Annotated in this window: 11 protein-coding genes and 1 pseudogene; 7 read left to right on the top strand and 5 right to left on the bottom strand. The window is 43.0% G+C overall.

The window, feature by feature from the left end; all coding sequences use genetic code 11:
- Nucleotides 1-155: 155 nt before the first annotated feature.
- The 3 genes from V7K25_RS12370 to V7K25_RS12360 form a co-directional block, all read right to left on the bottom strand.
- Nucleotides 156-1,010 carry an HIT family protein gene (locus tag V7K25_RS12370; RefSeq protein WP_335158277.1) on the bottom strand — a complete coding sequence of 285 codons (855 nt, stop codon included), beginning with the start codon at nucleotides 1,008-1,010 and terminating at the stop codon, nucleotides 156-158.
- Nucleotides 1,011-1,141: 131 nt separating this feature from the next.
- Entirely contained in the window at nucleotides 1,142-1,951 is an 810-nt protein-coding gene (locus V7K25_RS12365) for a Uma2 family endonuclease (protein ID WP_335158275.1), read from the bottom strand.
- A gap of 269 nt (nucleotides 1,952-2,220) precedes the next feature.
- On the bottom strand, nucleotides 2,221-2,346 hold the full coding sequence (locus V7K25_RS12360) for a hypothetical protein (RefSeq protein ID WP_335158273.1): 126 nt from the start codon (nucleotides 2,344-2,346) through the stop codon (nucleotides 2,221-2,223).
- A gap of 130 nt (nucleotides 2,347-2,476) precedes the next feature.
- On the opposite strand from V7K25_RS12360, the gene gatB reads away from it, so the two are divergent.
- From gatB to V7K25_RS12335, 5 genes are all read left to right on the top strand, one after another.
- Entirely contained in the window at nucleotides 2,477-3,952 is a 1,476-nt protein-coding gene (gatB, locus tag V7K25_RS12355; RefSeq protein ID WP_335158271.1) for an Asp-tRNA(Asn)/Glu-tRNA(Gln) amidotransferase subunit GatB, read from the top strand.
- Between the two features lie 577 nt (nucleotides 3,953-4,529).
- The gene (argJ, locus tag V7K25_RS12350; protein ID WP_335158270.1) at nucleotides 4,530-5,792 is read left to right on the top strand and encodes a bifunctional ornithine acetyltransferase/N-acetylglutamate synthase; all 1,263 of its coding nucleotides are present in this window, start codon (nucleotides 4,530-4,532) and stop codon (nucleotides 5,790-5,792) included.
- Between the two features lie 605 nt (nucleotides 5,793-6,397).
- A complete protein-coding gene (locus V7K25_RS12345) occupies nucleotides 6,398-7,780 on the top strand; it encodes a CmpA/NrtA family ABC transporter substrate-binding protein (RefSeq protein WP_335158268.1) in 1,383 nt (460 codons plus the stop codon).
- Between the two features lie 82 nt (nucleotides 7,781-7,862).
- Nucleotides 7,863-8,702, top strand: a complete 840-nt coding sequence (gene ntrB / locus V7K25_RS12340; RefSeq protein WP_335158266.1) for a nitrate ABC transporter permease — start codon at nucleotides 7,863-7,865, stop codon at nucleotides 8,700-8,702.
- Between the two features lie 109 nt (nucleotides 8,703-8,811).
- A complete protein-coding gene (locus tag V7K25_RS12335) occupies nucleotides 8,812-10,812 on the top strand; it encodes an ABC transporter ATP-binding/substrate-binding protein (protein ID WP_335158264.1) in 2,001 nt (666 codons plus the stop codon).
- A gap of 111 nt (nucleotides 10,813-10,923) precedes the next feature.
- Here the strand turns inward: V7K25_RS12335 and V7K25_RS12330 are convergent, their stop codons facing one another.
- Nucleotides 10,924-11,301: a hypothetical protein gene (locus V7K25_RS12330; RefSeq protein WP_335158262.1), complete on the bottom strand. Its 378-nt coding sequence runs from the start codon at nucleotides 11,299-11,301 to the stop codon at nucleotides 10,924-10,926.
- A 228-nt stretch (nucleotides 11,302-11,529) separates the two neighbouring features.
- Between V7K25_RS12330 and V7K25_RS12325 the strand changes: the two genes are divergently transcribed.
- Nucleotides 11,530-12,387 carry a nitrate ABC transporter ATP-binding protein gene (locus V7K25_RS12325; RefSeq protein ID WP_335158350.1) on the top strand — a complete coding sequence of 286 codons (858 nt, stop codon included), beginning with the start codon at nucleotides 11,530-11,532 and terminating at the stop codon, nucleotides 12,385-12,387.
- Between the two features lie 32 nt (nucleotides 12,388-12,419).
- Nucleotides 12,420-13,745, top strand: coding sequence for a DUF58 domain-containing protein (locus V7K25_RS12320; protein ID WP_335158260.1), 1,326 nt, complete (start codon nucleotides 12,420-12,422; stop codon nucleotides 13,743-13,745).
- A gap of 84 nt (nucleotides 13,746-13,829) precedes the next feature.
- Here the strand turns inward: V7K25_RS12320 and V7K25_RS12315 are convergent.
- A pseudogene (locus V7K25_RS12315) lies at nucleotides 13,830-15,500 on the bottom strand (calcium-binding protein); the annotation flags it as partial.
- Between the last annotated feature and the right edge of the window lie 3 nt (nucleotides 15,501-15,503).

The following is a 15,503-nucleotide window of genomic DNA, read 5'->3' as shown; positions in this document are numbered from 1 at the left end:
AACCTTATGAGATAAGTTTGAGCAAGTCATGATGTTCCAGCGATTTTCATCATCACGTCAAAAAAGTCAAGTTATAGCAGAATTCTGGCTCCTGAATTATTAGACATCTCCGAAAACTATCAAAGCTTTGCTGTGGCTAGCTTATAACAGAAAAACTATTGCTTTTTAGGAATAACGTTCCTGATTCCACTTTTATTAGAGACAGTATCACCTTTGTAACGAGGGATGATATGAATACTAGCGTGCATAATATTTTGACCTGCGGCTCGATTGATATTTATTCCTACATTAAAGCCATCAGGTTCAAATTCTGCTTTGAGAATTTCTTGTACTTTGTTCACCATAAACCAGCAAGCGGATTGTTCTTTAAATGGTAGTTCAAAATAATTGCTAACATGACGTTTAGGAATAACTAAAATATGTCCTTTACTTATAGGATAGCCATCAAAGATAGCGTAAGCACTTGCTGATTCAGTTAATAAGTTTAAATTTTTACGAGGATTACAAAATATACAAGAATTAGACGAATTTCGCTGATGGTTATAGTGAACATGCTCATATAATTCCCGATGTTCATCTAAGAAAATTGAAGGAAAGGGAAGTTTGACAATACATTGATATGTTGGTTTTTTATGGACATAATGCTCTCTAAAACCTTCTTTTTTGATATCTCTTCTTACAGCGTAATAAGCTTTACCTTCTGGTTTTAACAAATGTGATATTTCCATAAGAACATTAGCTTGTCTTTCAGGGAATAAAACATTTAAAACATAAAAACAAATTATTGTATCAAATTTATTCTGAGGGTATTCTGGAAAATAATAAGGGTCATAGCCTGTAATATCACAACCTTTTTGGCGGAGTATTTTAACATCATTACCAAAGCCACAACCAAAGTCTAGTATTTTGCCTTGGAGAAGGTTTTGATTTAATAAAAGCTGTGCCGGAAATGATAGATAACTTCTTTCGATCGCAGTAAGATGGCTAAACTGATTTTTTTGCTGTTTCATAGAATTTTGGTGCTGATGTCCCAAAATTATTATTCCCAGCATCCCTTGAGTTTATGCGATGTCTACGATGGTCACTGAGCGGCTTGCCCTGAGCGTAGCCGTTCGCGTAACGTCTCGTAGAGAAGTGCGGGCTACGCCGACACATCAGGGTCAACACCTAGCTCACGTAACTTAGCTGCTAATATATCAGCACGTTGGCGTTCTTGTTCAGCACGTTGGCGTTCCTGTTCAGCACGTTGGCGTTCTTGTTCAGCGCGTTGGTGTTCTTGTTGGGCGCGTTGGCGTTCTTGTTGGGCTTGTTCGCTACTCCACAACAGCAAATTTCCTTCTGTATCCCACCAGCGCAGCCAATTCATGGTTTGACATAATCTTTCACCTTGCCAAATTCCGAGGAATAACTCTAACTCAGGAATCCAAAAGCGTCCATTAGCGTCTGCTTGCTGCAAAGTATATTGTTCATTTTGCAAGCATCGTATTTCTATGCTTGGTTCGTAAGGGTCGTAAGTTACGTAGGTGGGAACTTGGAGAATCTTTTCGTAATAATAGAGTTTACCGTAGGGTGGAGTTGAACGGACTGAAAGTTCTCCCCCTTCTGTATCTGAGAGAAATTCCATCACTACAGCCACAGCAGCGCCTTCTAAATTCGGGGTATAGCTACGACGAACTACATTTGTTCCCACAGGCTGCACTTGAGGGACATAAAACCAGTCTGGGGCTTTGACAACGATTTTTTTGTTGACTGTGGCTACAAGACCAAAATTAGAGCCAATCAGCATCTGGGGTTGGATGCGTGCTGTGCTTCCCAAAGCATCGGTAAGCGCAGCAGCGATCGCGGGTTGTTGAATATTTTCCACTGGATCGTCTGGTAAAATGAAGTCGGCTGGAAGTGCTTCCCAAGTTACAGTCGGTTCTTTTTGGATGGGGTTAACTTGTAGAACCATAAAATTATTCCTAATATCCATGCACAGTATATAGTTATTTTTAACAAATCTTCAGTTAGCACAGAGGTGCGATCGCAGCATATAAATCCAGAGAATCTTAAGCTTTGGATGCATAGACTCGCACTCCCTAAAAACTCAGAAATCTAGAAAGATATCTCTGACAGGTGTATATACTCGTAGTCAAGCACTTAGCAGGCGTGAATATGATGTGCAGCCATTCAAGCATTAGCGAAACACTTCCGAAATCAGCCTGAGTTGTTTGAAATTTACTACAACTGCGCTGTGAATGAACCAGCATCCAAGTGAATCACTTCTAAGCCTAAAATGGTTCCCAGTTCGCGGGCTAAGGTAGATTTACCAGCGCCCCCAGAACTAATAATTAAGATTTTCTTCACTTTGTATTTGCATCTCCCTTTTCAAGCTCATAAGGGTAAGCATTGCTCACCCAAATAACCGTCTTCAGGGCAACTCAATACGCCGCTACAATAGTACCACTACAAGGATTATGACCGAAATATTGATATTATGACCACTGCTACAACCGTAAAAACTGAGTATGAAGCGATTATTGGTCTAGAAACCCATTGTCAGCTGAGTACTAACACCAAGATTTTCTCTAATAGCTCTACGGCATTTGGTGCTGACCCAAATACTAACATTGACCCGGTTTGTATGGGTTTACCTGGGGTCTTACCTGTACTTAATGAAAAAGTATTAGAATACGCTGTCAAGGCTGGTTTGGCACTGAATTGTCAAATCGCTAGATATAGCAAATTTGACCGGAAACAGTATTTTTATCCTGACTTACCCAAAAATTACCAAATTTCTCAATATGATTTACCGATCGCAGAACACGGATGGTTAGAAATTGAGTTGGTAGATGCTGAGGGAAATCCTATTCGTAAACGCATTGGCATCACACGTCTGCACATGGAAGAAGATGCTGGAAAATTGGTACACGCAGGTAGCGATCGCCTTTCCGGTTCTTCCTATTCTCTGGTAGACTACAATCGCGCAGGTGTACCGTTAGTAGAAATTGTCTCGGAACCTGATCTGCGTTCTGGATTAGAAGCAGCTGAATACGCTGAAGAGTTACGCCGGATTGTGCGGTATCTCGGCGTGAGTGACGGCAACATGCAAGAAGGATCTCTGCGCTGCGATGTCAACATTTCTGTGCGTCCAGTGGGACGAAAGGAATTTGGCACGAAGGTAGAAATTAAAAACATGAACTCCTTCAGCGCCATCCAACGGGCGATTGACTACGAAATTGAGCGTCAAATTGCAGCCATCGAAGCAGGCGCGAGCATTATCCAAGAAACTCGGCTGTGGGAAGAAGGCGCTCAACGCACAAGTAGTATGCGGGTAAAGGAAGGTTCTAGCGATTACCGCTACTTCCCCGAACCAGATTTATCACCAATTGAGGTGACAGATGCCGAATTAGAGAAATGGCGCAGCGAATTACCAGAATTACCAGCCCAAAAACGTCATCATTATGAAAGTGAGTTGGGACTTTCGGCTTACGATGCGCGAGTGCTGACAGAAGATCGTTCAATAGCAGAATATTTTGAAACTGCGATCGCATCTGGAGCAAATCCCAAAGCTGCTGCAAACTGGATTACTCAAGATATCGCCGCTTATCTCAATAAGCAAAAACTCACTATTACTGAAATCGGCCTAACTCCCACCAATCTAGCTGATATCATCACTCGCATTGAAACGGGCAAAATTAGCAATGCTCAAGCTAAAGAAAAGTTGCCAGATTTGCTCACTGGTATTTCTCCTGAAAAAGCCTTTGCAGGTCAAGAGTTAATCACCGATCCTAGTGTACTAGAACCCATCGTTGATGAAGTCATAGCTGCCAATCCCAAAGAACTAGAAAAATATCGCAACGGCAACACCAACATCAAAGGCTTCTTTGTCGGACAAGTTCTGAAAAAAACAGGCAAACGTGCCGATCCTAAGCTAACTACCGAATTGGTGGAGAAAAAACTGAACGCCTAGCGGGAGGCAGGGGGAGCAGGGGGAGCAGGGGAAGCAGAACTATGATATTGACCAATGCCCAACTACGTATTTTCCCGGTGATTCTTCACGAAATCTTCATATAAAAACTGGTGACAGCCCCCATACCTAAAATGCTATGCTGTGGTAAGTAGATGCACCCTGATGATCTGGAGAGCTGCCTAAGTGGCTCTCTTTTTTATTTGAGTTATGTGGTATTTACATAGAAGCTTCATCAAATTTTTAGAAATCGTCTTAATAAATAAGTATTAAACCTTAGATCATAAGTGATATGGTGTCAGAAAAAGATGCACCGTAATGATCTGGAGAGTGACCCAAGTGGCTCTCCTTTTCTGCTTTTGTCTTTCTTCATAAGAAAGGTAAAAACAATTATGCTAATTGCCAACTAGTAGATTATTATTGCCATCAGCAAATAAACTGACAATAAAAGGGAGTGGAGAGTGGGGAGTAGGGGGAAACGAATAACTCCTAACTCCTAATTCCTAACTCAGCACTTTTTTAAAGCACTTTTCTAAAGCACAAATTGACCTATCCAACTTGATAGTTGTAAGGAAGAATAATGGCAGATTGGCAAAAAATCACAGGTGGCATCACAGCACCAAGGGGGTATCAAGCGGCGGGAATTACCGCAGGGTTGAAACCTTCGGGGTTGCCAGATTTAGCTTTGATATTCTCAGAGGTGGAAGCGATCGCAGCTGGTGTGTTCACCACTAGCCAAGTTAAAGCTGCCTGCGTAGAATATTGTCGCCAACGCTTGCAAGCTAAACAGAGCGCTCGTGCAATCCTCTGCAACGCCGGACAAGCAAACGCCGCTACAGGAACTCAAGGCTATCTTGATACTTTAGAATCTGCTATGGCAGTAGCCCAAGCACTAAACATGCCATCTGAATCTGTGTTAGTGGCTTCCACTGGCGTGATTGGTCAAAGAATTAAGATGGATGCTTTGCGAAGTGGGATTCCCAAGGTAGTAGCAGCACTATCAGAAACAGGCTCAGATGCCGCCGCCGGAGCGATTATCACTACAGACTTGGTAACAAAATCCATTGCCCTAGAGACAACTATAAGCGATGCCTCCGGCGGGCTGCGCCAACGCCCGGTACGAATTGGTGGTATTGCCAAGGGTTCCGGTATGATTCACCCCAACATGGCAACTATGCTGGCATTTGTTACTTGTGATGCTGTGGTTTCGCCAGCTCTTTGGCAACAGATGTTGGCAAGGGCGGCCGATAGAAGTTTCAATTCCATTACTGTGGATGGTGATACCAGCACCAACGATAGCTTAATCGCCTTGGCAAATGGTCAATCTCGTACCCCAGCAATTACAGAATGGGGCGCAGAAGCAGAGAAATTAGAGGCGATGTTAACAGCAGTTTGTCAGCATTTAGCCAAAGCGATCGCTCGTGATGGTGAAGGCGCAACCTGTCTAATTGAAGTGGAAGTAACAGGGGCCCATGATGAAATTTCAGCCCGACAAATAGCCAAAACCATCGCTGGTTCATCTTTAGTTAAATCTGCAATCTTTGGGCACGATCCTAACTGGGGACGCATCGCCGCCGCCGCCGGACGTGCAGGTGTGCCTTTTGAGCAAGAAAACCTGCAAATTAAGCTAGGGAATTTCTTAATGTTGGAAAATGGGCAACCTCTGCAATTTGAGCGTGCAGCAGCGAGTGCTTATTTAAAAAAAGCAGCGACGGGTGCTTATCTCCAAGAAGATACAGTATTAATCTCCGTTAACGTTGGTAATGGTCATGGTTCAGGTAAAGCTTGGGGTTGTGATTTGAGTTATGACTACGTGAGGATTAACGCCGAATACACTACATAAACTACTCACAACGGTTTACTAAGTTGAGACATTAAAATCTCATTTACAGGTATAATACCGTTTCACTTTCAAGTTGATACAAATACTTTGGTAGGGGCGTACAGCTAGCTGGACGCCCCTAAATCATAATGTCAATATAATAGTCATTATAAATAAAAACTTATATATGACAAATTACTACTAAAAGTTAAGTTACAAAAGAAGTAAAATATGGAATCATCAAGTAAACATAATACTCATCATAAAGAAGAGTTTATATATTAGAAATTCTTCCTATAGTTAAGGAAAATAGATAAATTTTTCTTTATACATCCAATCTAATATTTGTTTAATAAATCGATACTCCAAGTTAACAAATTTGGCTTTAAAGGCTGTAAACTGATTTCAACAAGGTGAATGATACCTCTGCACTACATTAGAGTAGTAGAGTAGAGCCAATATATTAGCCTAGTTCTTAATATACGTAATCGTGTCATTGCTAAGATGACGGCGATCGCTCTGCCAAATATAGCTTGGTTAATCATTGAAATAGCGCAATAAACATAATGTTTTTTGCCAAAATTGTCATAGCTATAAAAATAAAATTTACGTTTTCAGGAGATATTATGACAGAATTTTTTAATCAAATTTCCCGTCGCAAATTCATTTTCACAGCCGGAGTATCTGCGAGTGCTGTATTCCTTAAAGGCTGTTTGGGTAATCCCCCCGAAAACTTAACTGGTGGAAACACTAAAGCCCAACCAACTGCTCAGTCGGTTGCTAATATTAGTTCCGAACAAGTACCAGAGACTACTACAGTCAAGCTGGGGTATATTCCTATTGTAGAAGCGGCTCCTTTAATTATTGCTAAAGAAAAAGGCTTTTTTGCCAAGTATGGCATGACTAATGTTGACCTTTCCAAACAAGCTTCTTGGGGTTCAGCAAGAGACAACGTAGAAATTGGTTCTGCTGGTGGTGGTATAGATGGCGGTCAATGGCAGATGCCGATGCCACATTTAATCACAGAAGGTTTAATTACCAAAGGCAATCAAAAAATTCCCATGTATGTCTTATGTCAATTAATTACACATGGAAATGGAATTGCGATCGCAAACAAGCACCAAGGCAAAGGTATTAGTTTACAATTAGCCAGCGCAAAGCCTTTGCTTAAGGAATTAAAATCTTCAACACCCTTCACAGCTGCATTTACCTTTCCCCACGTCAACCAAGATTTGTGGATTCGCTACTGGTTAGCAGCAGGCGGCTTAGATCCAGATGCAGATGTCAAGTTGCTCACAGTGCCAGCCGCGCAAACTGTGGCCAACATGAAAACAGGAACAATGGATGCTTTTAGTACAGGCGACCCCTGGCCTTATCGTCTTGTTCAAGAAAAAATTGGCTATTTAGCAGCATTAACCGCAGAGATTTGGAAGAATCATCCTGAAGAATATCTTGCCATCAGAGGCGATTGGGTTGATAAAAATCCCAAGGCTACCAAAGCAATTTTAAAAGGAATTATGGCAGCCCAACAGTGGCTAGATAATTTTGATAACCGCAAAGAAGCGGCTCAGATTTTGGCTGCACGAAATTATTTCAATCTTCCTTCACCAGAAATACTGGCAGATCCATACCAAGGCAAATATGACATGGGTGATGGTCGCAAAATTGATGATAAATCAATGGCTGCTTACTACTGGAAAGATGGAAAAGGTAATGTTTCTTATCCATATAAGAGTCACGATTTATGGTTCATAGTCGAAAACGTTCGTTGGGGATTCTTGCCAAAAGATTACGTAGACAATAATGCTGCTAAGGCTAGAGAACTTATCAACAAAGTCAACCGTGAAGATATTTGGAAAGAAGCTGCTAAGGAAGCTGGCATTGCTACTGCTGATATTCCTACAAATACATCCCGTGGTGTAGAAGAGTTTTTTGATGGCATCAAATTTGACCCCGAAAAGCCAGAAGAATATTTGAAGAGTTTGAAAATCAAAAAAGTCAGTATTTAGAGGCACGATTAAACTCTTGTAGAGACGCGATGAATCGCGTCTAGGACAAATAACAAATAAAATTTGCGGAGAATACAACATCATGACAATAGCTCAAAAACGTCCTGTAAGCCCTAGATTGAGTAATAGCTTTATATCCAGCCTGAAAAAGCAATTTCCTGACCTGATACCACCAACGATCGCTATAACTATCTTCCTCGTTCTCTGGCAACTCTTCGCTTGGATTCCAGGAGCCACATTACCAGGGCCAATACAAGTTATCCAAGACACTTGGGTTTTGATTTTCTGGCCATTTTATGACCGAGGTGGCATTGATAAAGGTCTATTTTGGCAGATTCTTGCTAGTCTGCAACGAGTTGCCATTAGTTATACCCTAGCTGCGATCGTTGGTATTGCCTTGGGCATTTTGATTGGGGTTAATAAAACCATGTCCAAAGCTTTAGACCCCATCTTTCAACTACTGCGGACAGTACCACCTCTAGCTTGGGTTCCGATTTCTTTAGCAGCTTTACGACAAAACGAACCCGCAGCATTATTCGTAATTTTCATCACCGCCATTTGGCCCATCTTAATTAACACTGCTGTCGGCGTTACCCAAATTCCCCAAGATTACAACAACGTCGCCAAAGTTCTCCAACTTAGCCGCAAAGAATATTTCATTAATATTTTGATTCCTGCGGCATTACCCTACATTTTTACCGGTTTGAGAATTGCGATCGGTTTAGCTTGGTTAGCGATTATCGCCGCCGAAATCGTCATGTCCGGTATTGTCGGCATCGGCTTTTTTATCTGGGACGCTTATCAAAATAACAACGTCAGCGAAGTTATTTTAGCTCTAATTTACATCGGCATTGTTGGGTTGGTGCTAGATAAAGCGATGGTCTGGCTGCAAAACAAGATTTTACCAGCAGAGCAAAAATAGTGAATGGGGAATGGAGAATGGGAACTAAGAAAGATTTTTCCAATCCTTAATCCCCAATAATCTCTAATCTTCAATACCCAATGCCCAAATACCAAATACCAAATATCCTATGTTCGTAGCTGTCGATCAAATTGAAAAAGTTTTTGAATTAACTGGTGGTGGCAAATATATCGCCCTTAAAGGAATCGATCTCCAAATTAAAAAAGGAGAATTCGTTTCTTTGATTGGTCACTCCGGTTGCGGCAAATCCACCTTATTAAATATGATTGCGGGTTTGGATTTGCCAACTGAGGGTATTGTCACTCTCGAAGGACAAAGAATCACCAAACCCGGCCCAGACAGGATGGTGGTGTTCCAAAATTATTCGCTATTACCTTGGCGAACAGTTAGAGAAAATATTGCCCTCGCCGTGGATTCAGTAATGAAGGGTTTACCCGCAGCTGAACGCAACGCTATTATCGAAAAACATATTAATATGGTGGGTTTGCGTCCCCATGCTGATAAGCAGCCGGGAATGTTATCAGGTGGACAAAAACAGCGAGTTGCGATCGCCCGCGCCTTAGCGATTCGTCCCAAATTACTCTTGCTAGATGAACCATTTGGTGCATTAGACGCACTCACACGCGGCAATTTGCAAGAACAACTGATGCAAATCTGCGAAGAAAATCAAGTTACCGCCGTGATGGTGACACATGATGTAGATGAAGCGGTGCTTTTATCTGACAGAATCGTGATGTTAACTAATGGCCCCGAATCTAAAATTGGTGACATTTTAGAAGTGGATATTCCCAGACCCCGCAAGCGCATGGAAGTAGTAGAACATCCCAGCTATTACAGCTTGCGAAGTGAGATGATTTACTTCCTCAATCAGCAGAAACGGATCAAAAAAATTCGGGCGCGGAAAACTGCCGACATTGCCCGTCATGGATTAGAAAAAGTTAACTTAGAAATTGGCTTTTTACCTCTAACCGCTTGCGCCCCCTTGGCAGTTGCTAAAGAAAAAGGTTTCTTTCTCAAGCATGGTTTAGATGAAGTTAACCTCGTGCGCGAAAGTAGCTGGCGGGGTATAGAAGATGGCATAAGTGGCGGTTATTTGGATGCCGCTCAAATGCCTTCAGGGATGCCGATGTGGCTAACTTTGGGAGGACATAATAATCAACCCCTCCCTGTTGTCACCGCCCTTACCATGACTCGCAACGGTAACGCCATCACCTTGGCAAAACGCTTTTACGACCAAGGTGTGCAAACCTTATCAGACTTTAGAAATCACCTGATTCTCACCCGCGACCAACGGCACACAATGGGAGTAGTACATCCCGCTTCTATGCACAATTTACTGTTGCGTTACTGGCTAGCGGCTGGTGGAATTGACCCCGATAGCGATGTGGATATGAAAACCATTCCCCCAGCGCAGATGGTAGCTGACTTAAAAGCCGCAAGCATTGATGGTTACTGCGTTGGTGAACCTTGGAACTACCGCGCTGCTGTGGAAAATGTCGGCTTTACCATCGCTACCGACTTAGAAGTTTGGCTAGGACACCCCGGTAAAGTTCTTGGTGTGCGGGAAGATTGGGCAGAAAATTATCCAAATACGCATATTGCCTTAACCAAAGCTTTGTTAGAAGCTTGCGTGTATTGTGCAAATCCTGAAAATACCCAAGAAATTCGGCAAATTTTAGCAGGGCGAGATTATGTCAGCACTGATTTAGAATACATTCAACTCGAAGATCCAGATAGTCTCACCTGTGACTTAGATCATCCGTTGCGGGACTATGCCCATCACCAGTTTTATTCCGATTCCGCCATCAACCGCCCCAGTCGCACCGAACAAATTTGGATTATGAGTCAATTGGCGCGTTGGGGTGATACTCCCTTCCCCAGAAATTGGGTAGAAGTTGTGGAACGGGTGTGTCGCGTGCGTGTTTTCAGCACCGCCGCACGAGAATTAGGTTTGGATATTAGCTATATTCGCCAACCGATTCAACTGTTCGATGGTACTCCCTTTAACGCCGACGATCCGATCGCTTATCTCAACAACTTAAAAATTAAACGTGATTTTTCAATTGCGGAAGTTGTTCTTGATGCACCGAGAAGAAGACTCGCATCATAAAAGAATGGTGAGAGAAAGGGGGAGTGGGAGAAGTAGCACATCTTACTTCTTGTGGGGTGGGCGTCTCGCCCGCCCGTAATCAAAGGCGGGCAAGATGCCCACCCCACAAGATTAAATAATTTTAGTTGTTAAAAATCTCTTGAACTCCATTAATGAGTCTTTGAACTCCATTAATGAACCTCTGAACTCCGTTAATGAGTCTTTGAACTGGATGAATCCACCTTTGAACTCCGTTAATGAGTCTTTGAACTCCATTAATGAACCTTTGAACTCCGTTAATGAGTCTTTGAACTCCATTAATGAACCTCTGAACTCCGTTAATGAGTCTTTGAACTCCATTAATGAACCTCTGAACTCCATTAATGAGTCTTTGAACTGGATGAATCCACCTTTGAACTCCGTTAATGAGTCTTTGAACTGGATGAATCCACCTTTGAACTCCGTTAATGAGTCTTTGAACTGGATGAATCCACCTTTGAACTCCGTCAAGTTATATCTTGCACCTACCTATCCCCCCTGAGAATAAATTCTCTTTTCTTATAGCCCAAGTCCACTCAAGTGGACTACAACCCTTACTTACTTAGTCTTCAATAGATAGACTTTAGCTATAAGCCTCAGAATTCATTCTGAGGCGGTCGTAGGGACTGGTGCAAGTTCTGAGTCAACGAATCTTTGAACTTTCACATTAAGCATTTTAATCCCCAAATACCAAATACCATGCAAAACCGCAACCTGACAGCTACAAACACACTAGGAAAACCATTTGTTACTGCAACCACCAACCGCAGACCTTTCCTAGAAATTAAGGACGTTACCAAAGTCTACCCGACAAAGAAAGGCCCCTTCACCGTACTCGATGGCGTTAACCTCAACGTAGAACAGGGCGAGTTTATTTGCGTCATCGGCCACTCTGGCTGTGGCAAATCGACGCTGCTAAATATGGTATCCGGTTTTAACTTTCCCACCTCCGGGCAAGTCTTACTAGAAGGAGAACCAATCACCCAGCCAGGTCCAGACAGGATGGTTGTCTTCCAAAATTATGCCCTGTTACCTTGGCGAACTGCTTTTGAAAACATCTACTTAGCTGTTAACGCCGTTTATCCCAACAAACCACAAGCTGAAAAAAGAGCGATCGTCCGCGATCATTTAGCAATGGTGGGACTAGCTGATGCAATGGAAAAGAAACCAATGCAAATGTCTGGCGGGATGAGACAACGGGTTTCTATCGCCCGTGCTTTGGCGATTCGCCCGAAAGTTTTAATTTTAGATGAACCTTTTGGGGCGCTAGATGCTATCACCAAAGAAGAATTACAAGAAGAATTGCTGAAAATTTGGGGCGATAACCGTTGTACAGTGCTGATGATTACCCACGACATCGACGAGGCACTATTTTTAGCTGATAAATTGGTAATGATGACCAACGGCCCACATGCGAAAATTGGCGAAGTTATGGAAATTCCTTTTTCTCGTCCCCGCGATCGCGCCCGTATCATGGAAGATCCACAATACTACCAACTACGTAATTATGCCTTAGATTTTCTCTTTAATCGCTTTGCCCATGATGATGTAGGTTAAGCTAATCTTTTCCTAAGTTTTCATTCTAAAAAATGGTTCCTTCCAGACGAGTTTATTTATTGTTGGTTTTAGGTATAGCAATTGCCCCGATCCTATGCCTTTTTCTCAACATTAAAGCAGCGATCGCCATCATTTTGCTATTTGATGCGATCGTTCTCGGATTGATGGTTGTAGATGGTTTGCGGGTACGCCGTTCTCGCGTGCAAATTACCCGCGAATTACCCTCACGATTATCTATTGGGCGGGATAATCCAGTGGTGTTAAAAGTAACATCGCCAAATGCCAACGCCCTAATTGAAATCTGCGATTACTACCCAACAGGATTTGGTATATCTGCACCCACACTCAGCGCTATTATTCCCAGTAATACCACTCAAGAATTGACATATACCGTCAACCCAACACAGCGCGGCGAGTTTTCTTGGGGAAATATTCAAGTTCGACAGTTGGGAATTTGGGGATTAGCTTGGGATGATTGGCAGATTACCCAAAGTTTGCCAGTGAAAGTTTATCCTGATTTAGTGGGATTGCGATCGCTAACAATTCGTTTAACATTGCAATCATCAGGATCAATCCGCCAATCTCGCAAAACTGGTATCGGTACAGAGTTTGCCGAACTGCGGAACTATCGCACTGGTGACGATTTGCGGTTTATTGATTGGAAAGCTACCGCCCGTCGGGTTGGGGCCTATAATAATGCAACGCCACTGGTGAGAGTTCTAGAACCCGAACAGGAACAAACTTTACTAATTTTGCTCGATCGCGGGCGATTAATGACAGCAAAAGTGCAGAATTTGCAGAGATTTGACTGGGGTTTGAATGCAACTTTATCCTTAGCATTAGCAGGGTTGCATCGAGGCGATCGCGTGGGTGTTGGTGTATTTGACCGCCAGATGCATACGTGGATTCCCCCAGAACGCGGTCAAAATCATTTAAATCAGCTAATCGATCGCCTGACACCAATTCAACCAGTGTTATTTGAATCTGATTATTTGGGGGCGGTGACAAATGTTTTGCAGCGTCAAACTCGTAGGGCGCTTGTAGTAGTGATTACCGACTTAATTGATGTCACCGCTTCTACAGAACTCCTGGCTGCACTCTCCAAACTAGCACCCCGCTATCTGCCATTTTGTGTTACTCTGCGAGATCCGCAAGTTGATCGTTTAGCACACACTTTCACAGATGATGTTACAAATGCTTATGCCCGTGCAGTGGCACTAGATTTATTAATGCAACGACAAGTAGCTTATGCTCAGTTGAAACAGAAAGGTGTATTAGTACTAGATGCACCAGCAAATCAAATTGCCGATCAGGTGGTTGAGCGATATCTGCAACTCAAAGCCCGGAATCAACTTTAGCGAATTGCATTGATTCATCAAATGCGAGATGCTAAAAATAGCAACTCGCAATACTTGCCTAAAGAAATGAAACGCTAATCAGCATTAAACAACCACAAAATTGTTGTTGGTTAGAGATAATCCAGCAGATAATTGTGCAAATTTGACCTGAGTAAACCCAGATGCACTGCCATCTTGGTCAAAGAACAATCCACCTGTAACATTGTCATAAATAAATCGTTGAGCATTAGTAGTTGCCGATGCTCCAAGGGTAAACTGATTTGTATTAAGTGAACCTGGTGATAACCCGCCACCAAAACCAGCAGCCGATACCTGAATCAATTCATTAGTGGCCTTAAAGTCATAAAGTCTATCAATGCCTTCATTGAAACTATTAAAAACAAAAGTATCATTCCCACTGCCACCATAGAGAGTGTCATTACCAAAACCACCTGCAAGGATATCATTTCCACTGCCACCATAGATTGTGTCATTCCCACTGCCACCATAAAGGGTGTTCTTACCAGAAGCGTTAGAGGCGGAAATATAATCATTGCCAGCGCCACCATCCAGTAGGTTATTGCCTTTTGAATTGCTAGCATTCAAGTTATCGTCTCCAGCGCCACCGTTAAGGGTATTATTGCCTATGGAGCGAGAGTCGTATGTGATGGAGATGTCGCGGAGTGAGTACGGGTCGCTGGGAGTGTAGCTGTAGTAGCCAGAGATGGAGAGATAATCATTGCCATCACCCCCAGAGAGCAGGTTATTACCTGTTGAACCGCCAGCACTCAAAGTATCCTTACCTGCACCACCGTTGAGAGTATTATTGCCAGACGAACGAGAGTCGTAGTCTTGGTAGTCATTTCCTTTGTAGTAGCCAGAGACGCTAAGAAAATCATTGCCATCATCCCCAGACAGCAGGTTATTACCTGTTGAACCCTCAGCACTCAAGTTATCGTCACCAGCGCCACCGTTGAGGGTGTTCTTGCCAGACGAGTGAGAGTCGTATACGTCGTCTGGGTAGCTGAAGCTGGTGTAACCAGAGACGCTAAGAGAATCATTGCCATCGCCCCCAGAAAGCAGGTTATCACCAACGAGGGAATCATTCCCCGTACCACCAATGAGAGTGTCATTCCCCGCACCACCAATGAGAGTATCATTCCCCGCACCACCCCGTAGCAAGTCGTTGCCACTCTTGCCATCAATGCGGTCATTGCCCCCCTGACCATTAATGACATCATTTGAGTTGTCTAAACCCGTAATGTTGTTGGATAGGTCATTGAGGAAGGTCACGGTGTTTTTGATGCCCAGGCTAGTTTGAGTGGAGTTCGCATCCAGTATATTAAAGCTGCTGGTAATGCTAGTTTGCCCATCAAACAAGATATTACCAAGAGCTGGTCTTGTTCCAGAAGCTTTCAGATTGCCCAAGTTTTCTAGTTTGAAGTTTTCCAGGATAACTATGGCATCAGCCTTACCCTCAAAGGTAATTTCCAGATCGCTGCCATTTTGGGTAAGCAGCAGATTTGGAGCAGTTAAGTCTGCACCCTGGAATTTGATGGTGTCCACTTCAGCAATGACTGCTGCTGTCGGGTTAGTTCCTTTACCTACCCCACCAAAATCAGTGATGGTATCAGTGCCATCGCCCAAGTTGTAAATAAAAATATCTTTGCCACCGCCACCAGTCAGCGTATCATCCCCCTGACCACCAATGAAAGTATCATTGCCAGTTCCACCTTGTAGCAAGTCGTAGCCGTCGGTTCCAACGATATTTGCCATAAT

Origin of the sequence: Nostoc sp., assembly GCF_036919495.1 — a bacterium.
In the GTDB taxonomy this organism is placed as follows: Bacteria; Cyanobacteriota; Cyanobacteriia; order Cyanobacteriales; family Nostocaceae; genus Nostoc.
Note: the sequence above shows the minus strand (reverse complement) of the source record. Positions and strands in the feature narration are given on the sequence as shown.

Coding starts and splice junctions, on each gene's coding strand:
- V7K25_RS12365 (WP_335158275.1), bottom strand. CDS start 1,951: ATGGTTCTACAAGTTAACCCCATCCAAAAAGAACCGACTGTAACTTGG.
- argJ (WP_335158270.1), top strand. CDS start 4,530: ATGGCAGATTGGCAAAAAATCACAGGTGGCATCACAGCACCAAGGGGG.
- V7K25_RS12345 (WP_335158268.1), top strand. CDS start 6,398: ATGACAGAATTTTTTAATCAAATTTCCCGTCGCAAATTCATTTTCACA.
- gatB (WP_335158271.1), top strand. CDS start 2,477: ATGACCACTGCTACAACCGTAAAAACTGAGTATGAAGCGATTATTGGT.
- ntrB (WP_335158266.1), top strand. CDS start 7,863: ATGACAATAGCTCAAAAACGTCCTGTAAGCCCTAGATTGAGTAATAGC.
- V7K25_RS12370 (WP_335158277.1), bottom strand. CDS start 1,010: ATGAAACAGCAAAAAAATCAGTTTAGCCATCTTACTGCGATCGAAAGA.
- V7K25_RS12320 (WP_335158260.1), top strand. CDS start 12,420: ATGGTTCCTTCCAGACGAGTTTATTTATTGTTGGTTTTAGGTATAGCA.
- V7K25_RS12335 (WP_335158264.1), top strand. CDS start 8,812: ATGTTCGTAGCTGTCGATCAAATTGAAAAAGTTTTTGAATTAACTGGT.
- V7K25_RS12325 (WP_335158350.1), top strand. CDS start 11,530: ATGCAAAACCGCAACCTGACAGCTACAAACACACTAGGAAAACCATTT.